The following is a 23300-nucleotide window of genomic DNA, read 5'->3' on the forward strand; positions in this document are numbered from 1 at the left end:
TCAAATATAAGAAGAACTCGTTTCTTAGAAACGAGTTCTTCTTATATTCAGGTTTTAGTTCATTGCAAAAGGGAAAAGTATAAACAAATATAATTTAGTAGAAAAAGTTACTTTAATTTTATTGCGTTTTAGAAACGTATTCTTTGAATAATAACGTTTATTTTGAATGGATAAAAAAAGAAGGAGGCTTTTTTTATGGTTTGGACAATGAATGATTATCCAAGCTCCATGAAAAATCTAGAGAAACCAGTTCGTAAAAAGGCAATTGATATAGCCAATTCTATGCTCGACGATGGTTATATGGAAGAGCGGGCTATTCCGATAGCTATTGAACAAGCAAAGGAATGGTATGAAAATGCTGATAAAGAAGAAATTCAGAGCTATGAGAAAGCTGGAAAACCAACGCAGCGTTCTAAGGAAGGCAAGGAAAGAACAAATAATCCAGAGCGGCTGGAAGAAGGGGAACAGGTATATAAACATGAAGATGGCTGGGCGATAGCTTCTTCCGGCTCCAGTCAGGCAAGTGAAGTAGTTGATACAAAAGATGAGGCAGTAAAGCGGGCGATAGAAATTGCTAAAAATAAAGGGACATTTTTAAAGGTTTACCAGGCTGATGGGACCTTAGAAGAGACAAGAAAATACCACGATTAAAAATAAAACGAAACTTCACTCAGTGGGAGTTTTACGGACGGTTCTCCGTGATAAAACAAACCTTCATTCTCTATGTGAGATGGAGGTTTGTTGCTGTTATTCATGATAAATGCAGATTACTTTGTTCCCAGGTTTCCTTGTGCTAAAATAAGTGAGGAAATTGAGGTGAACATAATGAAAGTTGAAATTTGGTCTGATTTTATATGTCCATTTTGTTATATTGGAAAACGCCGGTTTGAGCATGCTTTGGAGAAATTCTCACATAGTGATCAAGTAGCGGTTCAGTATAGAAGTTATCAGCTTGATCCGACTGCTCAGCACATCCCGGAAAAAAACTTTGCGGAGACATTTTCTGAGCTGAAAGGCATTTCTTTAGAGCAAGTATATACGATGAATCAACAGGTAGCCGAGCAGGCAAAAGAAGTCGGTTTAACTTATCATTTTGATACGATGAAATACAGTAATACCTTTGATGCGCATCGAATTGCTAAATTAGCTGCTGTTAATGAAAAAGAAGCTGAATTGACAGAGCGTCTCTTTCAGGCATATTTTACAAATTCCGAATTATTGAGTGATAAAAACACGTTGATCCGAATAGCAGAAGAAGTTGGTTTGGATAAAGAAGCTGCTGAGCATGTATTGGATAGCTGTAAGTATCGGAATAGAGTCAATGAAGATATTGATTTGGCAAAACAACTGGGAGTTCAAGGTGTTCCATTTTTTGTTTTTAATGAGAAATACGCTGTGTCTGGTGCACAACCAGAAGAAACATTTACGCAGGTACTTGAAAAAGTATGGCAGGAAGAGCAGGAAAAGCCTGTTTTGCAATCATTGAACCCAAATGAGAATAAAACATCTTATTGTACAGGTGATGGATGTGAGAATAAATAAAACGGGAATCTTCAATAGTTGTTTCTGTAAATGAAAGGATAATATCCTTTAAATAACTATAATAGCTACAATTTTGACAGAAAATTGAACGAAATAATCAAAAAAACTGCCGTTAATGGCAGTTTTTTTGATTATCACCATATTTATGTGAATCATCCATTGACGATGGCTGAAATTTTGATATACTAGGTATTGGTATCTAATTGATAATGAATATCATTCTTATTTAGAACTATTAGAACTTGATAATAATTATTATCTAGCTTTAGTTTGAGTGGAATTTTAGAATAAGGAAGTTTGATGAATTCTTATTTGAAAAAAGACTATACATGTAATGAGGATTTGATGCTTGGTTACACGATTGATTCTTTTTTCACTGACTTCTATTTTGTATATAATACTTAAAGAAAGTAGGGCTACGACATGATTGATATTAAAGGATTGACAAAGAAGTATGGTAATAAATCTATCGTAAATGACATATCGGTTCAAATTCAGCCTAACAAAATTACATCGTTTATCGGGCCAAACGGGGCAGGGAAATCAACACTGCTTTCTATGGTAAGCCGCTTGCTTGATGCTGACACGGGAGACGTATTACTAGATCAAAACAATGTAAAGAATATGAAATCGAATGAATTTGCTAAGCGCATTGCCATTTTAAGACAAGCGAATTTTTTCACTGTGAAACTAACGATTCGCCAATTAGTATCTTTTGGTCGTTATCCTTATTCAAAAGGCCGTCTAAATGCGGAGGATAATCGAATCGTTGATCAAGCTATTGAATATTTGAACTTAACAGATATCCAGCATAAATTCTTAGATGAGCTGTCTGGCGGTCAAAAGCAACGTGCGTTTATTTCCATGGTCATTGCTCAGGATACGGAATATATTTTATTGGATGAGCCGTTAAATAATTTGGATATGAAGCATTCTGTACAAATTATGAAAATATTACGTAAGCTAGTCGATGAGCTTGGTAAAACAGTTGTAATTGTATTGCATGATATTAACTTTGCTTCTGTTTATTCGGACCAGATTGTAGCTTTAAAAGAGGGCCGTTTAGTAAAAAATGGTCCAACACACGAAATTATTAATTCAGAGGCATTAAACGAAATCTATGATATGCATATTCCGGTTCATATGCAAAACGGTTGCCGTTTTTGTGTATACTTTGACTCTCATATAAGTAAAACCAGCTAATCATTCAGACCCTTAAGGTGCTAAGTGAAACAGGGAATGGTTTGTTTAAAAATGTCCAGCCCTTTTGCTTTCTCAATAAATAAACATACCCCCATGGGAAATATTTTCTCTATCACAACCTGACTTGAGTTGGTGCGGTTAATTGAAAATGATTCTTTTAAATCATGCGTACTTCTTTCATAGGGGTACGCATATCTATCATATGGGACATCGTTCTAACTACATAGTAGTATATGTTCAAGAAACTTGTGCTTAAAACGGTTTCTTTTATTGTTTTAGGTAACACTATTTTTAACTTGATCACTGCATCTGCAGTTGAAGAAGGGATGGGAATACGGGGCATTTAAGCAGGTGTTTTATTGTATGGGATATAAGATTTCAAAATATAGTTGACATCTCTTTTTATTTTGATATACTTTAAACAAGCTAATTGAGATTGATTATCATTATCAATAAATTGTGTTATAGCGATGCACTATAGTAAAACAGGAATTATTATTCAAATCTCGCGCTAAAATATAATGCAGATAGTAGTTTAATCAATTCAGTAGTCAGTTTGTCAATAAAATATACATACGGAAAGAGGTAGGAGAAATGAGAAAATCAAATGTATTTAAATCAACATTTATTATAGCAATTTTCGCAATTTTTGCTTTGGTATTGGCAGCTTGTTCGGATTCAGGCAGTGAAAACGAAGATGCCGATGATCAAACAAATGATGATTCGTCTGGAAGTGAAACGGTTGAAATCGAGGATGCTCATGGAACGGTTGAAGTCCCGGTAGATCCAGAAAATGTGGTTTCTTTAGATAGTAGAACTTTTGAAACATTATCTGATTGGGGAGTTGAATTAGCTGCTGCTCCAAGAGATTTAATACCTGAGGATATAGACTATGCAAGTGATGAATCTATTGAAAATATAGGAAACCATCGCGAACCAAATCTTGAACTTATAGCAGCTGCAGATCCTGAACTAGTTATTGTAGGTCAAAGATTTGGCGGGTTTTATGAAGATATTAAAGAATTAGTGCCGGAAGCAGCAGTTATTGATCTTAATTTTGATGTTTCCGAGGAAGCTGACACGCCTGGAGAAAACTTAGAAAATGGGTTTAAGGATATTACAACTTCTCTTGGACAAATTTTTGATAAAAATGAAGAAGCAGAACAATTGATAGCTGATTTTGAACAATCCATTGAAGATGCTAAATCTGCTTATAACGGGACAGATACAATCATGAGTGTTATAGTATCTGGTGGAGATATTAATTTTGCAGCTCCTCATTCCGGCCGTGTCTGGGGACCACTGTATGATATTTTTGATTGGACGCCGGCATTAGAAATTGATCAATCTTCTTCAGATCACCAAGGTGATAATGTTTCTGTTGAAGCTATAGCAGAAACGGATCCGGATTGGCTTTTCGTAATGGATCGTGATGCTGCTGTTTCATCTGAAGAGGAAGCATCTCCTGCCCAAGATGTAATTGATGATGCACCTGCTCTTCAAAGCACAAATGCTGTTTCTGAAGGACAGATCCTTTATGCACCGGCAGACACGTATACAAATGAATCTATACAAACATTTACTGAATTATTTGAAGATCTTGCAGATACTTTAGCTGAGTAATTTAGAGAGGTATAACTATAGTGCGTAAAAATACAAAACAAAAAATGTCCGGGGCTGAGAATTCTCAGTCCCTGCATACTAATCATCAAAAAATATGGACGAAGCCTTTTATATTAGCAATTATCATTGTTATTATTTTAGGTGCTATTTCCATGTCTGTGGGAGTTTATGATATACAAGGACGAGTAGATGGAATGGATATGTTTTTCATTACCCGTATCCCGAGGACAGCTGCGCTCATGCTTACTGGAGCTGCAATGGCAATGTCTGGACTCGTCATGCAGCTTATTACTCAGAATCGTTTAGTTGAACCTACCACAACAGGAACGATTGAATGGGCAGGCTTGGGACTGGTTTTAGTTTATTTATTAATTCCTGCCCCATCTTTAGTTGAAAGAATGACTGGAGCGATCATTTTTTCCTTTATAGGAACAATGGTTTTCTTTTTGTTTTTAAGAAGAGTGAAGCTCCGTTCTTCTTTAATCGTCCCGATTATCGGGATCATGCTTGGAGCGGTTATTTCAGCCGTTGCCACATTTGTTGGACTTGTTTTTCAAATGTCGCAAAGTGTTGAAACCTGGTTTGTCGGTTCTTTTGCATCGATTCAGGTTGGAAGATATGAATATTTATGGCTGATTGTTGTCGTTACTTTTCTTATTTTTATCTATGCTAATAGATTGACATTAGCTGGGTTAGGGGAGGATGTTACAAAAAGTCTTGGGGTGAGTTATAATACAATTGTTCTTGTTGGGACGGCTCTTATTGCTGTTGCAGTAGGAATTGTTGCAGCTGTAATTGGAAACTTACCTTTTTTAGGTTTGATTGTACCAAACATTGTTTCCATGTTTAGAGGTGATGATCTAAGGAGTAACCTGCCTTGGGTATGTGTGTCCGGAATGGCGGCTCTGACCGCAGCTGATATTATATCCCGGACAGTTATTATGCCATTTGAAGTACCTGTTTCTTTGATACTTGGAACAGTGGGCGCAGTTGTATTTATTGTTATTTTATTAAGAAGAAGGAGGCTAGGATAACAAATTGGATTATACTAACGAAAAAAATGTCAAAATGGATTCTAGCCTTCCAAATAAAGATAAACCATCTAGAGCTTTTCGTTCAAAAAAAGAGGAAAGACGTTATTGGATACTGCTGATCGCACTGATTGGATTAGGTATTCTTTCTTCGTATGGTCTTTTAGTTTATAACAATCCGGTTCCAGTAGACTCCCCTTCCTTTATTCCGGTTGCTAAAAGAAGAATGGTAGCTATTGTTTCCATGATTATTGCAGCAGTCTGTCAGAGCTTAGCGACCGTTGCATTTCAATCGATTACGAATAACCGAGTGATCACTCCTTCGCTTTTAGGATTTGAAGCACTATACTCCACAATACATACGAGTACGATGTTTTTCTTCGGTACCACGGCATTTATAGGTTACATGGGTACTGGGTCATTTTTATTTCAAGTGGCTGCTATGGTCGCGATGTGTTTGATACTGTATGGATGGTTACTTTCCGGAAAGTATGGAAATTTACAGCTTATGCTTTTAGTTGGAATCATTATTGGAACGGGACTAAGGTCTTTGTCAACTTTTATGAGAACACTGCTTGCGCCTTCTGAGTTTGATATTTTACAGGCGCAGTTGTTTGGCTCTGTCAACAATGCGGATGCAGCATATTTTCCGATTGCCATTCCAATCGTAATCGTTGTGGCATTCCTTCTGCTCGCATATTCTAAGCGATTAAATGTATTATCGCTCGGAAAAGAGATTTCCAGTTCTTTGGGATTGAATCATAAATTTAGTATCATTTATGTTCTTGTGTTAGTTTCTATTTTAATGTCAGTATCAACGGCTTTAGTTGGACCGCTTACTTTCTTTGGGTTTTTGGTTGCAACATTGAGTTATCAGTTGGCACAAACGTATGATCACAGATACATTTTTCCAATGGCGCTGGCTATCGGCTTCCTGGTACTAACTGGTGCATATTTTATTATGAATCATGTATTTAACGCCCAGGGCGTTGTTTCCATTATTATTGAAATCGTCGGCGGAGTAACATTTTTGGTTATCATCTTAAAGAGAAAGACTTTATGATAATTTAAATTTATTAATGTTTTATATCACAGTGTAGCTGGCAATAAAGCTCTTATTTCAAGAATTGAGAGAACTAGAAAATTCTAAGTGGAATCCAATAGTCAGTAACAGCTAAATTCGTTCTGTCCTACAGGATGTGAGTCAGAAGTTATGTTTACTCGCGCTGCTGGAAACATTTTTACATTGAAAACATTTTCCTCTGAAGAAATTTTCGTTTTATATCTTCTGAATAACTTAAACAAGAGTAGCATTTTACGTTGCTCTTGTTTATTTTTGCTGTTAAAGAATAAGAATGAATATAAAAAGTCATACTGTTAAAGAAACGTTTTCTCACAGAGAACCGTCCGTAAAAACTTCTGCCTCAAAATAAAGTGTAAAAATAAATTTATTTAGGCGGGAGATCAGGTGAGCTACCTCCCTGAATCACTTAGGCTAACGCAGTGGAAGAACAAAACTTCCACTGAGTGAAGTTTTGTTTTATAAAATTTAATACTTTAAAACTTGAAACACTGGAAGCATGTGTGGTTGAATGGAACATGACAAATTTTTAAAGTGAGGGATGTTTTAATGAAGAAATTGACACTTTCAATATTTATGATAATCACTATGCTCTTTGCAGCATGTAGTAATGACGATAATGAAAATGGAGAAGGAGAAGAAGAACAAGCTCAGCAGCAAGAACAAGAAGATGCAGCGCAACAACAACCACAAGAACCGGAGCCAGTTGAATTTTCTGATGATGAATTTGTAGACAGTGATGAGGGTGTAGTCGTTGTAAATGGAGAAGAATTGCAAGGAGATGACTATAATACGGCTTATTCTTTAGTTAAGTCAATGATGCATCAAGCTGGACAAGACGTATCAGATTTAGAAGCATTGCAGGATGAAACAATCAATTTCCTTGTAGAACAAGAGCTTGTTATGCAGGAAGCAAATGATGAAGGCGTTGAGGTAACGGATGAAGAAGTACAAGAAGAAATTGATACACTAAAAGCAAATGGTGAAGAACAATATCAAGCTTCACTGGAGCAATTAAATTTAAATGAAGAACAATTTGAACAACAGCTCAGATATAATTTAGCAACAGTCCATTATATGGAAGAGGCATTTGATACAGAAGCAACAGATGAAGAAGTTGAAGAAATGTACGATGAATTATCTGCACAAATGGGTGATCAACAAATGCAAGATCTAGACGAGATGAGAGATCAGCTTGAACAGATGGTTGAGCAAAATAAGCAACAGGAAGCTTATGCAGATAAAGTAGATGAACTAAGAGAATCTGCAGATGTTGAAGAATTACTTTAATTAAAAAAATAAAAGAGGCTGGAGCATAACTAGCCAAAAATAAACAAAAGAGGAATTTCACAGCGAGTTTTGATGTGAAATTCCTCTTTTGTTTATACTATAGTCCAAACTAAGGCATTCGCTTAGTGGAGTAAAAGGGATTCTAAGAAGGTAAATTAATTTTTAAGAATCACTTTTATGAATACCAAGTTTTCGTTATAAAAAGCTGGTAACTGCATCTACTAAGCTGTAAGTACCGAGGAAGAATACGATGGCAGTCACAAGCCAGCCGATAATATTTAACCACAATTTGTTTACATATTTCCCCATTGCATTTTTCTTATTTACGACAATCATAATGAAAACAGCAATAATAGGTAAGATTATTCCATTTAGTGCTTGTGCGACAAGTAGTACTTCTAAAGGTTCAAAACCAATTGCAGAAGTAATAATACCTAAAATAATAACTACACTGAAAACAGTTTTATATTTTTTATTAGAGAATCCGCCCTCCCATCTCATAAAACTACTTACTGTCACAGCAGCTCCCATAGGGGAAGCAATAGCGGAAGAAAATCCAGCAGCAAAAAGACCAATACTGACAAAGAAGGGAGCTAGGTTCCCCATAAGAGGTTCCAACGGAGATGCGAGCTGAACTACACTTGTAACCTCTGTTCCATGAATTAATGCTCCGGATGTAATAAGAATTGCAGCTGTAATAATTCCGCCTACTGTAATTGAAATGATGGTGTCTGTCCTTACTGCTTTTAAATCATTAATACTATTCCATTTTTGCCCTACCGTGGAAGCATGAATAAAAAAGTTATAAGGAACAACAGTTGTACCAATTAAAGCGATAATCATTAAAATAGATCCTTCTGGAATAGAAGGGATGAAAGCTCCCTCAAGTATACGGAGAATATCTGATGCAGCGACAAACATTGTTGTGATAAAAGTGATACTCATGACGACAATTAAACCAATCATCACTTTTTCAATAAACTTATATCCACCAAGTAAATTAATGATTAAAATTATAGTTCCAACAATAGGTGCGACATAATTTTCAGATATACCAGTTAAATAAGAAATACCCAGGGAAGTTCCTAACAAGTCTCCGCTTATGTATGCTGCACACCCTATACATACGGCGATGAGAACTATCCATACCGAAGCAAATTTGAGAACTTGATTTTGAAATAGTTCCCTGATATTTTCCCCTAAACCTTGTTTAGTTATAATACCAATTCTAGCTACCATTTCCTGAAGAATAATGGTGGCCAGAATAGAAAATATAACTGCCCATAATAAAGCAAAACCAAACCCTGCACCTGCCCGTGTTGCAGTAGTTACGGTACCTGGTCCGATAAATGAAGCGGTAATAATTGCACCGGGTCCAATGATTTTGAGCTTTTCAACAACTTTTGACTGTGCCAAGTCAAACTCCCCCTTTGCTTTATAAGTAATAAAAGGGAGAGCCCCTTTACTACTTTGGTGTCATACAGTCAAAGACTTACATTACAGCTTATAAGGGCTCTGAAAAACCAAGATACGCTATCAAAACTACCTTTGATGAACGAGTATCGATTTTTTAGGCATGCCCGCCATGTATATGACCAGCCAATACATACAGTACTGCTGTAGATACAAAATGCGCTGAATTCTGATTGAAATCCTGCTGCGGATATACTTCCACAAAATCCATACCGCATAATCCACGTTTAGCAAACTCATATATCATTGTTAGAAGCTCGTAGGAAGTTAATCCATTTCCATCAACGGGTCCGCCTGGATTGAAAGCAAAATCAAGTACATCACTGCAAATGGTTAAGTAGACAACATCTACATCTTTAGCAGCCATTTCATAAATTTCATTCGCATATTTCTTTAAATCGCGTTGTGCACGAATATCGTTGATGGTTATAGTTACAGCACCGGCGTCTTTTGCATGCTTGCCCGTTTCCGGCTTATTGCGGGGACCTTTGATTCCTGTATGAATTAAGCTTTCATTCCGCACACCTTCTGTTTCATATAAGCGCATAAAAGGGGTACTTCTTGCAAACTTATCTCCATCATGATGTGGCATATTGTCATAATGAGAGTCGAGATGGATGATACCGACTTTCTTGCCAGTGTTAGTTAGGCCTTTCACAATTGGATACGTAATGCCGTGATCTCCGCCAAGCCCAACAAGAAACTTTCCACTTTTCCATAAATCTTCTGCAAAATCTTCAATTCGATTCATTGTTTCTGGAACATTATGAGGAACGATGCTGACATCACCGACATCTCCTAAACTTAAATGGTCTTCCACATTGATATGATCCAATTCCGGCAGATAAGTGCTATATCTGGCAGAAGATAAACGTATTTGCTTTGGACCAAGTTCGCAGCCTGTATAATCCCCCCATGTACAAGCTCCTTCCCAAGGAACACCATAAATTAATACATCAGTATCATAGTCTTTTTTATTCGTTCGATTTTGTGCTCCTAATAACGGCGGAGTATTACCATAAATATTTGTACTCATTACCATTCTCCTTTTTGAACAGAAGTTATTTTGTATCTGAATTCTTGAATAGTAAGAGAAAGATAGATTGATATCAAGAAAACAGATATGATAAAAAATCTACTTTAACAATTCTCCTTTACTTCATGTATACACTTCAGAAAAAAATATAAACCTTAAATTTTACAATATAAAAAGCCATCAGATTTTAATTCTGACGGCTTTTTATAAATCTATGCAAAATGTATTATTTTTCTGTGACTCTATCGATAGCGTCTAATAACTTTGTCATCTGTTCCTTTGTCCCAATCGAAATTCGTAAATAGCTTTCCAGTCGCGGTTTATTAAAATAACGGATTAAGAAGCCTGCTTGTTTCAGCTCGGTGAATAAACTTTCTGCCGCTATATTTGCTGGAGAAGCAAGCACGAAATTAGCTTGGGAAGGGAGGACATGGAAGTCTCTTTTCTCTAATTCCTGCTGGAAATATTCTCTTGTTGCGATAATTTCCTGCCGTGTATTTTCAAAATAAGCTGTATCTCGAAATGCCTCCATAGCCCCGACAATGGCTAATCGGTCAATGGTATAGGAATTAAACGAATCTTTCACTCTCGTTAACCCTTCAATTAAGTCTTTATGTCCCATTGCCATACCTACACGCAGGCCGGCAAGCGATCGGGATTTAGACAGCGTCTGTACAACAAGTAAATTTGGATAACTATCTATCAGGGAAGCAGCTGAACTTTTAGCAAAATCAACATATGCTTCATCAATAATCACAACCTGGTCCCGATTATTTTTTAAGATTTCTTCGATCGATTCCAGCTCCAGGTAAAGACTTGTCGGTGCATTTGGATTTGGAAAAATAATACCACCTTCTGAATGAAAGAAGGATTGGACCGGGATAGTAAAATCATCCGCTAAAGCTACTTCTTCCACATCTAGCTGATAAAGCTTAGCATATACCGGATAAAAACTGTAAGTAATATCTGGATATTTTATGGCTTTTCCAGGTTCAAAAAAGGTCATAAAGCTAAGCGCAAGTACTTCATCCGAACCATTGCCAATAAAGACCTGTTCTTTTTCCAGTCCGTAGTAACTGCCTATTTCTTTCCTTAGTTCATCCACAGATGGAGAAGGGTAAAGTTGTAATTTTGTTTTGGCCTCTTCTTCAATTGCTGTGAGTACTTTTGGAGAAGGAGGAAAGGGGTTTTCATTCGTATTTAATTTGATGATAGAAGGATCATCTAATTGTTCCCCTGGAATATAAGGTTCCAATTCTTCAATTAAAGGATTCCAGAATTTACTCACGATGCTGCCCCTCTTTTTCAATATGGCGTTCATTTAGTATTTTCTTAATGTCTTTGGAGTTTACACCCTGTTCCTCCATTAAAACAAGGGAGTGATACAATAAATCAGCTAACTCATTTGTTAATTCTTCTTTATCATTATTTTTTGCACCGATGACGACCTCGGTCGACTCTTCACCGATTTTTTTAAGGATTTTATCTAATCCTTTATTAAACAGATAGGTTGTATAAGCACCTTCCTGCGGGTTTTCTTTACGGTCTTTAATTTTGTCCGTAAGCTCATTAATCATAGAAAATAGCGGCTTTTCCGTTTCAAATAAGGTTGTTTCAAAGCAAGTCGTTGTTCCTTTATGACAGGCCGGTCCAAGCGGTTGTACTTGGACAACTAAAGCATCCTGATCACAATCCACTGAAATATTTTTGACGATCTGCTTATTGCCGGAAGTTTCCCCTTTATTCCAGAGCTCGTTGCGGCTGCGGGAATAGAACCATGTTTCGCCGGTCTCTAATGTTTTTACTAAAGCAACATCGTTCATATAAGCTAAGGTTAAAACGTTTCCTGTTGCGTAATCTTGAACAATAGCTGGAACGAGTCCATTTTCATCGTATTTAATTGAAATCTCCATCATGTATTCCTCCTCATTGGTATTCCTTGTGAGGATAAATAATCTTTTAATTCCGGAATCGGAATCTCCTCGTAATGAAAGACAGAAGCGGCAAGTGCTGCATCGATGCCTGCTGCAAAAACTTCTGCAAAATGTTCTATTTTACCTGCGCCGCCGCTGGCGATCACAGGAATATTGACGGCATCTGCAATTCTTTTGGTCAATTCGATTTGATAGCCATTTTTTTCACCATCGGCGTCCATCGCATTGACAACAAGTTCACCCGCTCCAAGAGCTTCTCCTTGCTTTGCCCATTCAACGGCATCCATTTCTGTATCTTTTCTTCCGCCGTTAATAAATACGTGAAATGAACCGTCTGCTGTTTTTTTGGCGTCAATTGATAGCACAATGCATTGGCTGCCAAACTTATCGGAGGACTCCTTAATTAACTCCGGGTGTTGCACAGCAGCACTGTTTATCGAGACTTTGTCTGCTCCGGCATGGAGCACACTGTGAATATCCTGGATGGTACGGATTCCCCCGCCGACCATAAAAGGTATGGCGATTTCGCGTGCAACCTGTTCAACAACATCCAGGAAAATATTCCGCTCTTCATTGGAGGCAGTAATGTCATAAAAAACCAGTTCATCTGCACCTTCACGGTTATAACGTGCAGCCAATTCCACTGGATTAGCAACGTCTTTGATATTCTGAAATTTCTTTCCTTTAACAACCCTGCCTTTGTCTACATCCAGGCAGGGAATAATCCGTTTAGCGAGCATGATTGTCCTCCTCTATGACATCTTCCAGCTGAATAGTTCCATCATACAGCGCTTTTCCAATTATCGCGCCATAAAGATCAAGCTTCTGAAGGTTCGTAACATCCTCTTTCCGGGAAACGCCACCAGAAGCAATAATATTCATATTTGTCGCTTCCTGCATGGCTTTCAGCTCTTCCAAATTTGGTCCACGCAGCATGCCGTCCTTTAAAATATCGGTATATACAATCGTCGTTAAGCCGGCTGCTTCTAATTCCTTCGCAAGGTCAGCAGCTTTCTTATCGCTATTTTTTGTCCAGCCATCTGTTGCAATATATCCATTTCTTGCGTCGAGGGAAACAGCGATTTTATCCCCATATAATTGAATCGCTTCGGTGAGCATGTCCCAATCGGTGATTGCAGAGGTGCCAAGAATAACCCGTGCAGCCCCGCCTTCCACATACTCCTTGATGGTGTCTATGGAGCGGATACCCCCGCCGACCTCAACGGGGATGGTTAATGCTTGGATCGTTTTAAGAATTATTTCTTTATTTTTGGGATCTCCTGTCTTTGCTCCGTCTAAATCGACCATATGAAGGAAGGTTCCGCCCGCTTCCTGCCATTTTACTGCTGTGTCCACAGGTGAATCGTTATAGGTTGTCTGCTGATTATAATCTCCCTGCTTTAAGCGGACACAATTGCCATCTTTCACATCAATTGCTGGAAAAATGATCATGAAATCATCTCCTCATAATTTTTCAATAATGCAATACCAATATCCCCACTTTTTTCCGGGTGAAATTGCATCCCTGTCACATTTTTATCTTGTACAATCGCTGGTACGCATCCGCCATAATCTGCGCTGGCAATCAATGTCTTTTCCTCCAGTTCATCGATTGCATAGGAATGGACGAAATAAACATATGGGTTTTTGCCGAGCTGATTTAATAAGCTTTGAGGCTGATTAGGTTGAAGGATATTCCAGCCCATATGCGGAACCTTGACTCTATCTGAAATACGTTTTACAGAACCGGATAGAAGACCAAGTCCTGTGCAGCCGCCATTCTCTTCACTGAATTCATAGAAAAGCTGCATCCCGAGACAGATTCCTAAAATAGGTTTGCCATCTGCTGCTTCTTTTTTCAAAATTGTATCTAACTGATAACGTTGTAGTGCTTCCATCGCATCTTTGAAGGCACCGACACCGGGAAGAATAATGGAATCTGCCTGATGGATTTCTTCCGGGTCCATGGTCAGTTTAGAGTTTTTCCCTAATTTATCTAATGCAAATTGCAGGCTTTTAATATTTCCTGCACCATAATCAATAATGGCAATCATATTCCAGGCTCCTTTAAAATGTTATAGACTTCCTTTGGTAGAAGGAACACCCTTTATGATCGGATCAATGGATACCGCTTCACGAATTGCCCTACCCAATCCTTTGAAGATCGATTCGATCATATGATGTGTGTTGGTTCCGTATAAAACTTCCACATGTAGGGTCACTTTGGCATGGCTTGTAAAACCAATCAAAAATTCTTCCACTAATTCGGTATCAAAATTTCCAACTTTATCCTTTAACCCATCCACTCGATAAACTAAAAAGGAGCGGCCACTGATATCGATGGAAATAGAAGAAAGTGATTCATCCATTGGCGTTGTTGCAGTTGCATAACGCTTAATACTTTCTTTTGTTCCTAATGCTTCATGGAACGCCTGCCCAAGCACAATACCGATGTCTTCCACCGTATGATGCTGGTCCACCTCTAAATCACCATTGCATGCTACCTGCAAATCTAGTCCACCATGTTTGGTAAAGAGAGTCAGCATATGATCTAAAAAGCCGACCCCTGTTTTTAATTCCGATTTTCCTTCTCCATCTAAATTAAGAGCAAGGGATATATTCGTTTCTTTGGTTTGTCGTTCTTTCTCAGCTTGACGCATCGTTGTTCTCCTTTCGAATTCGAATGGCATTTGCATGCCCCGTAAGTCCTTCCGCTTCTGCAATCGTAATAATGGTATCAGCATAATCCAGCAACCGTTCTTTGGAATAATGAATGGTGCTTGATTTTTTCATAAAATCATACACGCCAAGTGGGGAGGAAAAACGTGCTGTCCCATTTGTCGGCAAGGTATGGTTAGGACCTGCAAAATAATCTCCTAACGGTTCGCTGGAATATGGCCCGATAAAAATAGCTCCAGCATGCTTGATTTTCTCAACCTGCTCCTCGGCACGCTCTCCCATTAATTGCAGATGCTCTGGAGCAATCGTGTTAATTAATTCTATTGCTTGTGCTTCCTCATCGCAGATAATTATCTTACCATTTGTCTGAATCGATTCACGGATAATAGCTGCACGCTCCAGTAAAGGTATTTGCCGCTCAACTTCTTTTTGCACTTCCTCTGCATAAGCAGCATCTGTCGTCACACAAATGGAGGTGGCATCCTCTGCATGCTCTGCCTGGGATAATAAATCAGCGGCAACGTAGGAAGGAGGTACGGTATTATCAGTGAAAGCACAAATTTCACTCGGTCCTGCAATCATATCAATCGCAACATCGCCAAATACCCATTTCTTCGCACGGGCGACAAACGCATTCCCTGGTCCGACAATTTTATCTGCTTTAGGAATAGATTGTGTTCCATAAGCTAAAGCAGCAACAGCCTGAGCTCCGCCGACTTTATAAACCTGATCAGCACCGGCAATTTTGGCCGCTGTCAGCACAACAGAGTCTATCGTTCCGTCCGAACGAGGAGGGGTTGTAATTACTACCTGCTCGACACCGGCAACAACAGCTGGAATCACATCCATTAATACCGTAGAAGGATAGCTTGCTTTTCCTCCAGGCACATAGACACCGACACGTTCCAGCGGGGTAATTTTTTGACCAAGACGAATGCCGGGCTGCGGACTGAATTGAAAACCTTCCTCTTTGGTCCTTTGCTGGTACTGGCGAATATTTTCAGCAGCTTCTGTTAATGCTTTGAAAAGCGCCGGCTGTTCCTGTTTTACCTTATCAAAAGCACGATCCCATTCTTCCTCTGAAACAGACAGAGAGGTAATATCCGCTTTATCAAATTTTTGGGTATATGCGAGCGCTGCTTCATCGCCGCGCTCCTGTACAGTACGAATAATTTCCAAAACCTGCTCATCTAAATTTTGCTGCATCAGCTGTGTTGCTTTTTCTGTCTTTGTTACATTTTGTTTATATGTTTCATAACGGAGAATTTGCATTTTTCTCACTCACAACCTGTTCCAGTTTATTTAGTACATCCTGAATTTCTTTTGAGCGTGTTACAAAGCTTGCTTTATTCACAATGAATTTTGTGCTGATGGTTTCAATGTCTGCCAATACCTCTAGCCCATTTTCATGCAGGGTATTTCCTGTCTCGACAATGTCAACGATATAATCAGCAAGCCCGATTAACGGTGCAAGCTCCACAGAACCATTGAGATGTACAGTCTCAATCGTCTGATTACGTTTGTCAAAAAAATTCTTGGCGATATTCGGATATTTGGTGCCAATCGTTAACGACTGATTTTCCGGAAGAGAGGCACCTTTTTTTCCAGCAACAGAGAATTTACATTTTCCAATCCCTAAATCAAGGATTTCATAAACATCTGCTTCTGTTTCAATAATATTATCTCTGCCGACGATACCAATATCAGCAGCACCTTTTTCAACATAAATCGGGACATCCATTCCCTTTAAAAAGATCAATCGCAACGTTTTATCTTTATTGAAAAAAACAAGCTTACGTGTTTTTTCATGAAAACCTTCAAAATGGATTCCTGCTGCTTCTAATAAATCAATGGATTGCTTTGCAGGGCGCCCTTTGGCCAAAGCAATAGTTACTGGCTGCATCATTTAACGTCCTTTCTCAAATACCAATCTAGTAATTCCTCATCTGTTTTAAATTCTTTTTGTTTACTATATACTAATTTTTCAGATTTTACGAGTATCTCCGGTGAATTAGAGTGTATTTCATTTTCATCTAACGTCTTAGCAATGACAGTATGGTTTGCTGCTCGAAGTGACTCTGCAAGTTGAAAAGCACGTTGACGTTCAGAAGCTTCATAACGAAGCTGGATAATCTCATCTTCTTTAAAGATGGCAGGAAGCAGGTTAATAAGCAAATCAACTTCAAAGGCAAAACCGATTGCCGGCGTATCCTGTTGAAAGGAGTGACTTAAATAATCATAGCGTCCTCCCATCATGATGGGCTGGCCAAGCCCTTCCGCAAAGCCCTGAAAGATAATACCGGAATAATAATTCATATGGTTGATCAGTCCAAGGTTGATTGAAATATAGGAATCCACTTGATAGTCTTGGAGAAGCTGGTACACTTTCGATAAATAATCCAGTTCTTCACGCATCTTGTCTGACGATATAATATTCTCCGCTTCATCGATAACAAAGCTTGCATCTCCGTATAACATTGGAATCTTACGAAGCTTTTCGACGAGAGTAGTTTCTAGCCCTAAGTCTTTTAAAAAAGGGACAATCTCTGAGATGTTTTTTGACTGAATATATTGATCCAATTCTTTCTGCTGCACAGTGTTCAGATTAGCTTCTCGTAATAATTCTTTATAAAAGGTAGCGTGACCGATTTCTATTTTAAAAGAAGGAATCTCTAACTCTTTTAAACTTGTTACAGCTAATGCAATCAGCTCCGCATCTGCTTCCGGCGTGCGCTCTCCAAACAGCTCAACACCTGCTTGTGTGCGGGAACGTTCTTCTGTCGTGGAACGGAAAATATCCAAAACATAGGAGAAACGTCCAGTTGCTACTTCTTCCTGCAAATTGGTATAATGTCTGGCAATTGGAATGGTTGCGTCTGGACGCAGAACGAGCACTTTGCCAGCCGGGTCAATCAACTTCAACATATCGGTTGTATTGACGGTTCCTTGAACATCATTATATAAATCATAATTTTCAAAAACAGGCGTCTCCACCTGTTGATAACCAAATTTAGAAAAACGATCGGTTAATGTATGGATAACCTGACGTTTTTTTGAAAATTGTTTCGGGTAGAACATGGTATGAAGCAGTTGTTTATTTCTCATAAAATTCTCCTTCGCATTCAACGCTTTATCAATTTAATGCTTTATCTAATTAAAGTTATTTAGTATTATAGTAATGTTCAGAAAAAAAGTCAATGAAAGGAGCATAACTTTTATGTACGATTTTCATATGCACTCCAGCTTTTCGGCAGATTGCGAGGCAGAGATGGAAGAAATGATTAAGGAAGCTATAAATAAAGGACTCAAAGAAATTGCGTTTACCGAGCATTTAGATGTGGACTATCCAGATAAGGAGTGGGATTTTAGCTTTGATACAGAAGCTTATCAAAAAAAATTAGAAGAGTTACGGGAGAAATATCAGGATAGGATTCAAATCCGTAAAGGGATCGAGGTAGGTGTCCAGCCGCATGTGCTTCAGGAAACATCCGATTTTATTGACCGGGTAAAGCCGGAATTTATTATTTGCTCCATGCATTCGGCAAATAAGCAGGATTTGCATTCCGGTGAATTTTTTGAAGATAGAACCGTAGATGAAGCATATCGTATTTATTTCGAAGAGTATTATGAATGTATAAAGAACTTTAAAAACTATCATATTTTAGGTCATCTGGATTTAGTCAGCAGATACGCATCTGGAGGCTGGGAACATGTGCCGCAGGATATTATGGAAGAAATATTAAAACTGGTTATCTCAGAAGGTAAAGGGATCGAATTAAACACATCCGGCTATAAATACGGCATGAATGCGCCGCTTCCAAGTAAAAATTTATTGCGTTTGTATCGTAAGCTTGGTGGAGAGATAATCACATTAGGTTCTGATGCGCACCGTCCGGAAGAAATTGCTGCATATTTTGGGGAAGCCAAAGAAATATTAACAGATTGCGGTTTTTCTTATATATGCAGTATGAACGGGGATGAAGTTCAGTATCATTCGATAAAGTAAACGTTCTTTCAGGTTACGTATCCCGATTCGTTTAATGACGTTCAAATAATGACTCTTTTTCAACATCTCTACGAATCTGTAAACGTTTTAAAGTAAATATGGTACGATAAAAGTAGGAATATAATACGTAAACGGGAGGAATAGGAATGAGTATGAATATTTTAGTAGCTTATGACGGATCCGACCTTAGTAAAAAGGCAGTAGAAGAAGCCAAAGAGCAGGTGAAACTTGCAGAAGATGCCGTGGTGCATGTGGTTACCGTTATTTCCAATGGCGGGCCGACAGTAAATGCAGCTCTTGCCCGGGCTTTTATGGATGATTTGGCAGAAGAGGCACGTCCGGCGATTCAAGAAGTATATAAAGATTTGGAAGCGGATGGAATAGCGTGTGAAACAGAGGTTTTAATAGATTATTCTTTCCGTAATCCGGGTTCTAAAATGATTGAATATGCCAAAGAGAAAGATATAGATTTGATTGTTTTAGGAAGCAGGGGACTTGGAGGAGTAGGAAGATTTATACTAGGAAGCGTCAGTACGCAAATTGTTCATCAAGCGGAATGTAAAGTGCTTGTTGTGAAATAAGAAATAAACAGGAAAATCTAAAGCTCATTGTAATAGTTGATGAAAGCTTTAGATTTTCTTTTATTTATATCAAAAAATCAAAAACAACAAAGGAAGTGAAGTGTTTTGAAGCAAGCTGGTGTGAAAATAGATGGTGTTATTTATTCTCTTGATGGTGATATTGGGCATAACGCATTTTTAGAGGAATTTTTAGTATTTATTGAAAGGAAAGGCTGGAGCTATGGGGGAGAAAGTTATCAAATTGATGAAGAGAATAGACAAATAGATGATATTGATTCTTAATTTTTAGTGGTATTAAAACCAATTTATCACGGAGAACCGTCCGTAAAACTCCCGCTGAGTGAAGTTTCGTTTTATTTCAAATATTGAGAGCATGGTTTATAAGAGGATAAAAGACGATAAATAAAGAGCAATAAGTCCATCGCGGCTTGTTTCCTTATTGGAATAAATATTTTTATGAAGAAACCAAGAACACTCGTGACTTCAGTCGTGAGATGAATTGGTTTGGACTAAAGCACTCCTCATCTTGGTTAAAGAACAAATGTTCGATATAATAAGGTTAAGGAAAGGGGGAGTGAAAACCTTGGCAATATCAAAGGAAAAGCATTTTGGCGTCCAAAAGCAAGTTCTGAAATTGAAATCGAAACAGGAGTATCTAGCATTAAGAAAGCTATACCATCTAAGTAAAAACATGTATAACGTTGGACTTTACAGCGTACGCCAGCATTTTTTCAAAACGAAAGAATATCTTAACTATCATCTGTGTAAACAAAATGAAAACTATCAATTAATGGGATCAGCAGCCGCGCAACAAACATTGAAAAAGGTAGAAGAAAACTTCAAAAGCTTTTTTGGTTTACAGAAGATGAAAGAACGGAAAGCTAATATTCCAAGATATATAGCAAAAGACGGCTTCTTTGAGTTAAGCTACCCTCAGTTTAAGTTACAAGAAGATGGTACGTTTAATATACCTACTTCACCTACATTTAAGAAAGAGTTTGGGATGATTAACATCCAGTTTCCAATCAATTTGCACGCGGAAAACATCAATGAAATACGAATTATTCCTAAATATAATGCGCATTACTTTGAAATTGAATATGTGTATGAGATAGAAGTTAAAAAAAGGCGGTTGAGTGAAAACGAAGCCCTTTCCATTGATTTAGGAATAGACAACTTTGCCGCTTGTATCGACACATTGGGAAATGCTTTTATCATTGACAGCAAACGGATAAAATCGGTAAATCGATGGTATAACAAAGAAAATGCACGTTTAGATTCCATCAAAAACAAGCAAAAAGTAACCCAGTTAACCTCCCGACAAATTCGTATACTTCAGAAACGCAACCATATTTTACACGATTATTTAAATAAAACAGTCTCCCACATGATTCAGCATTGTCTGGAACATGGAATCAGTAAAATAGTTGTTGGTCATAACGAGGGCTGGAAAAACAAAAGTAACATGGGAAAACGGGCGAATCAACGTTTTGTACAAATTCCACACAGTTTATGGATGAAAAAGATGGAATCTATGTGTGAGCGTTATGGTATCGTGTTCATGAAGCAAGAAGAGTCTTATACATCAAAGGCAAGCTTTCTTGATGATGTTCCGCTCCCTGTATTTACAGCAACGAATCATAAAGGGCTTATTTTTAGCGGCAAACGCATCTACCGTGGTCTCTATCAAACCAAATCAAACCGTTTGATCAACGCAGACATCAACGGTGCAGCGAATATCTTACGTAAATGTACCCATACATCCGCATTAGCGGGCAAGGTGGTTAGGGGGCTTTTGGCGGTCCCAGTGAGAATTAGGTTGACTTAAATTATTGTCAATTGAAACTTGCAGAATCTCGTTATTTTAATGACGAGTTGTTCAAATTCTTGAGCCAAAAGATAAAAATGAAGGAAAGAAACGCTAAAGTAGCTATTAAATTTTTTTGTAGCAGCTTTAGCGTTCTTTTTGGTACGTTAGAAAAGCATAAAAAATGTAACACCTATCTAAAAGCAAAAAATCTCTTGACCCTTAATAGGTACCTGTGTATAATTTTAATCGTAATCGTTACGAATAGTAATAATTACGTATTATGAAAGGAGTGTCCTTATGAAGAAATGTTGGCAAGTGGGAATTATTTTAGGCTTCATTAGTTTTCTATTTATAGCTGGCTGTCAAGCCGGTAATGGGGAAGCGGATAGTCAGGAGGAAGAAACAGACAGTCAAGAAGAGGCGGAAGGGAATCATGAAGAGGGAGACCATGACCATGGCGGTGAAGCGGTTTCCTTTGATGATGTACCAGAAAATATCGAAATTGAAGGCTTATCCGATCATTACCATACAGGGGATGTTTTTAGATTAGAAGCAGTAACTGAAGAAAACTTGGACCACTGGCATTGGTACATACGTGATTCTTCTGAAGAGGAATGGACGGTGGCAGAAGACCAATACGAGGACTCTTATATGGGAGACGCGGAAGTAGACGGGCAGGAGGTTCTTGCAGTGCTATACGATGATGATCATAATCCTGTTGCTAAATCTCCTGTTACAGAAATTACGATTGATGACCATGAAGGGGAAGATCATGATCATGAAGATGCAGATGAAGAAGATCATGACCACAATCATGAAGAAGAGGATCATGATCATTAATCGCATGATAAAGAAATGAATCATTGGTTGACATATTATCTGTCTGATTTAAGTACAAGGATAATAATGCCATTACGGATGGTGTATAAATGATGAAAGCAAATAGAATGCTGTTTATAAAAGCAGGTTTTATTTGCTTTTTTTGTACCACTATAAGAATGAAGCATTACATACCATTTGGGGTTTTTCTAGAGACCAAACAATTAAAAAATAAGTTGTCAATATCGAAAAAAATTAATAAACAAAATATAAGAAATAGTGTCCCAGCAAGGGAAGGATGTTATAATAAATCTGTGCTTTTATTCATGGTGCAAACACAGATTTACAAAAGAAATTGAGGGAAATAAATAGATGAAAAAGAAGATTGCAGGTATTATCTTAAGTGTTCTGGTGATCGTCGTTGCAGCTTTGAGTGTTTATTTTTACCAGAATGAAGAAACACACGCAGAGGATTATACTGGTGCACCGACAATTTTTATACATGGTTATAAAGGAACGAAAAATTCATTTGGATATATGCTTGACCGTTTTGAAAATACGTACGAGTGGGGCAATAAAGGGTTTATTTACTATGTAACAGAAGATGGAAATATTGTTGATTATAATTTAAATAAAGGAAGATATGCACCGACGTTTGTGCAGATTGTGTTAGAAGATAATCGTGCCAGTTTTGAAGACAGTACCGAATGGATTGCCAAAGTGCTTCTTCATTTAAAGGAAAATTACCGGGTGGAAGAAGTGAATCTGGTTGGACACTCGATGGGTGGAATAATAGCTGTAAAATATACGATGGAGTATGCGATGAATGACTATCCAACTGTCAATAAACTTGTGGCAATCGGCAGCCCGTTTGATGGTATTTATAATGAAAGGTATTTTGAAATTCATCAAGATGCAGCTGCAGAAGATTTGAAACCTGATTCCCATGCTTTAAACATGTTGCAGCAGAATATGTTTCCGGCGGATGTGGATGTGTACAGTATTGCCAGTACAGGAGATTCGGTTGCTGTCCCGGAAAGTGTCAAAGCGCTGAGAAGTCTGATACCCGAACAAAATTTTAAAGAAACGATTATTGATGACCCCCAGCTGACACACAGTGCCATGCACGAAAGTATGCAAATTGATAAACTGATTCATAGCTTTTTGTGGCAAGATTAAAGGGAATCAACTA

Annotated in this window: 24 protein-coding genes; 13 read left to right on the plus strand and 11 right to left on the minus strand. The window is 37.9% G+C overall.

Going from position 1 to position 23300, the window contains the following annotated elements:
* Positions 1–195: 195 nt before the first annotated feature.
* The 7 genes from BN986_RS20135 (at position 196) to BN986_RS20165 (ending at position 7770) form a co-directional block, all read left to right on the plus strand.
* A complete protein-coding gene (locus BN986_RS20135) occupies positions 196–651 on the plus strand; it encodes a DUF2188 domain-containing protein (RefSeq protein ID WP_040983503.1) in 456 nt (151 codons plus the stop codon).
* Between the two features lie 174 nt (positions 652–825).
* Positions 826–1542 carry a DsbA family oxidoreductase gene (locus BN986_RS20140; RefSeq protein WP_040983797.1) on the plus strand — a complete coding sequence of 239 codons (717 nt, stop codon included), beginning with the start codon at positions 826–828 and terminating at the stop codon, positions 1540–1542.
* Between the two features lie 423 nt (positions 1543–1965).
* Positions 1966–2745 (plus strand): iron ABC transporter ATP-binding protein, encoded by a 780-nt coding sequence (locus tag BN986_RS20145; protein ID WP_040983504.1) that lies wholly within the window; start codon positions 1966–1968, stop codon positions 2743–2745.
* Between the two features lie 594 nt (positions 2746–3339).
* Positions 3340–4368 (plus strand): siderophore ABC transporter substrate-binding protein, encoded by a 1029-nt coding sequence (locus BN986_RS20150; RefSeq protein ID WP_040983505.1) that lies wholly within the window; start codon positions 3340–3342, stop codon positions 4366–4368.
* Between the two features lie 44 nt (positions 4369–4412).
* The gene (locus BN986_RS20155; RefSeq protein WP_040983799.1) at positions 4413–5402 is read left to right on the plus strand and encodes an iron chelate uptake ABC transporter family permease subunit; all 990 of its coding nucleotides are present in this window, start codon (positions 4413–4415) and stop codon (positions 5400–5402) included.
* A gap of 34 nt (positions 5403–5436) precedes the next feature.
* Positions 5437–6462 (plus strand): iron chelate uptake ABC transporter family permease subunit, encoded by a 1026-nt coding sequence (locus BN986_RS20160; RefSeq protein ID WP_052401000.1) that lies wholly within the window; start codon positions 5437–5439, stop codon positions 6460–6462.
* Positions 6463–7056: 594 nt separating this feature from the next.
* Positions 7057–7770, plus strand: coding sequence for a SurA N-terminal domain-containing protein (locus BN986_RS20165; RefSeq protein WP_244445057.1), 714 nt, complete (start codon positions 7057–7059; stop codon positions 7768–7770).
* 195 nt (positions 7771–7965) lie between these two features.
* Here BN986_RS20165 and BN986_RS20170 read toward each other — a convergent pair whose 3' ends face one another.
* The 11 genes from BN986_RS20170 to hisZ form a co-directional block, all read right to left on the minus strand.
* Entirely contained in the window at positions 7966–9186 is a 1221-nt protein-coding gene (locus BN986_RS20170) for an Nramp family divalent metal transporter (protein ID WP_040983508.1), read from the minus strand.
* Positions 9187–9340: 154 nt separating this feature from the next.
* Positions 9341–10279, minus strand: a complete 939-nt coding sequence (locus tag BN986_RS20175; RefSeq protein WP_040983509.1) for an agmatinase family protein — start codon at positions 10277–10279, stop codon at positions 9341–9343.
* Between the two features lie 226 nt (positions 10280–10505).
* The gene (gene hisC / locus BN986_RS20180; protein ID WP_040983510.1) at positions 10506–11567 is read right to left on the minus strand and encodes a histidinol-phosphate transaminase; all 1062 of its coding nucleotides are present in this window, start codon (positions 11565–11567) and stop codon (positions 10506–10508) included.
* Positions 11560–12192, minus strand: a complete 633-nt coding sequence (gene hisIE, locus BN986_RS20185; protein ID WP_379555866.1) for a bifunctional phosphoribosyl-AMP cyclohydrolase/phosphoribosyl-ATP diphosphatase HisIE — start codon at positions 12190–12192, stop codon at positions 11560–11562. The genes hisC and hisIE overlap by 8 nt, the downstream gene beginning before the upstream one ends.
* Positions 12192–12953 (minus strand): imidazole glycerol phosphate synthase subunit HisF, encoded by a 762-nt coding sequence (hisF, locus tag BN986_RS20190; protein ID WP_040983511.1) that lies wholly within the window; start codon positions 12951–12953, stop codon positions 12192–12194. Before hisF ends, hisIE begins: the two co-directional genes overlap by 1 nt.
* Positions 12943–13665 (minus strand): 1-(5-phosphoribosyl)-5-[(5-phosphoribosylamino)methylideneamino]imidazole-4-carboxamide isomerase, encoded by a 723-nt coding sequence (gene hisA / locus BN986_RS20195; RefSeq protein WP_040983512.1) that lies wholly within the window; start codon positions 13663–13665, stop codon positions 12943–12945. Before hisA ends, hisF begins: the two co-directional genes overlap by 11 nt.
* Positions 13662–14267: an imidazole glycerol phosphate synthase subunit HisH gene (gene hisH, locus BN986_RS20200; RefSeq protein WP_040983513.1), complete on the minus strand. Its 606-nt coding sequence runs from the start codon at positions 14265–14267 to the stop codon at positions 13662–13664. The genes hisA and hisH overlap by 4 nt, the downstream gene beginning before the upstream one ends.
* Before the next feature lie 21 nt (positions 14268–14288).
* Positions 14289–14873 carry an imidazoleglycerol-phosphate dehydratase HisB gene (gene hisB / locus BN986_RS20205; RefSeq protein ID WP_040983514.1) on the minus strand — a complete coding sequence of 195 codons (585 nt, stop codon included), beginning with the start codon at positions 14871–14873 and terminating at the stop codon, positions 14289–14291.
* Positions 14860–16164 carry a histidinol dehydrogenase gene (gene hisD, locus BN986_RS20210; protein ID WP_040983515.1) on the minus strand — a complete coding sequence of 435 codons (1305 nt, stop codon included), beginning with the start codon at positions 16162–16164 and terminating at the stop codon, positions 14860–14862. The genes hisB and hisD overlap by 14 nt, the downstream gene beginning before the upstream one ends.
* Complete coding sequence (gene hisG, locus BN986_RS20215) at positions 16145–16795, minus strand: ATP phosphoribosyltransferase (RefSeq protein WP_040983803.1); 651 nt, start codon at positions 16793–16795, stop codon at positions 16145–16147. Before hisG ends, hisD begins: the two co-directional genes overlap by 20 nt.
* Complete coding sequence (gene hisZ, locus BN986_RS20220) at positions 16795–17997, minus strand: ATP phosphoribosyltransferase regulatory subunit (protein ID WP_052400974.1); 1203 nt, start codon at positions 17995–17997, stop codon at positions 16795–16797. The genes hisG and hisZ overlap by 1 nt, the downstream gene beginning before the upstream one ends.
* A gap of 112 nt (positions 17998–18109) precedes the next feature.
* Here hisZ and BN986_RS20225 point away from each other — a divergent pair, with 112 nt between their 5' ends.
* The 6 genes from BN986_RS20225 to BN986_RS20250 all read left to right on the plus strand — a co-directional run bounded on the left by BN986_RS20225 (position 18110) and on the right by BN986_RS20250 (position 23287).
* Positions 18110–18898, plus strand: coding sequence for a histidinol-phosphatase HisJ family protein (locus BN986_RS20225; protein WP_040983516.1), 789 nt, complete (start codon positions 18110–18112; stop codon positions 18896–18898).
* A 146-nt stretch (positions 18899–19044) separates the two neighbouring features.
* Positions 19045–19479 (plus strand): universal stress protein, encoded by a 435-nt coding sequence (locus tag BN986_RS20230; protein WP_040983517.1) that lies wholly within the window; start codon positions 19045–19047, stop codon positions 19477–19479.
* A gap of 105 nt (positions 19480–19584) precedes the next feature.
* Entirely contained in the window at positions 19585–19761 is a 177-nt protein-coding gene (locus BN986_RS27455) for a hypothetical protein (protein ID WP_187378593.1), read from the plus strand.
* Positions 19762–20062: 301 nt separating this feature from the next.
* The gene (locus tag BN986_RS20235) at positions 20063–21307 is read left to right on the plus strand and encodes an RNA-guided endonuclease InsQ/TnpB family protein (RefSeq protein WP_244445058.1); all 1245 of its coding nucleotides are present in this window, start codon (positions 20063–20065) and stop codon (positions 21305–21307) included.
* A 279-nt stretch (positions 21308–21586) separates the two neighbouring features.
* On the plus strand, positions 21587–22129 hold the full coding sequence (locus BN986_RS20240; RefSeq protein WP_052400977.1) for a hypothetical protein: 543 nt from the start codon (positions 21587–21589) through the stop codon (positions 22127–22129).
* A 351-nt stretch (positions 22130–22480) separates the two neighbouring features.
* Positions 22481–23287, plus strand: coding sequence for an alpha/beta fold hydrolase (locus BN986_RS20250; protein WP_040983519.1), 807 nt, complete (start codon positions 22481–22483; stop codon positions 23285–23287).
* The last annotated feature ends 13 nt before the right edge of the window (positions 23288–23300 follow it).

The organism is Oceanobacillus jeddahensis, assembly GCF_000750635.1.
Taxonomy (GTDB): Bacteria; Bacillota; Bacilli; order Bacillales; family Amphibacillaceae; genus Oceanobacillus; species Oceanobacillus jeddahense.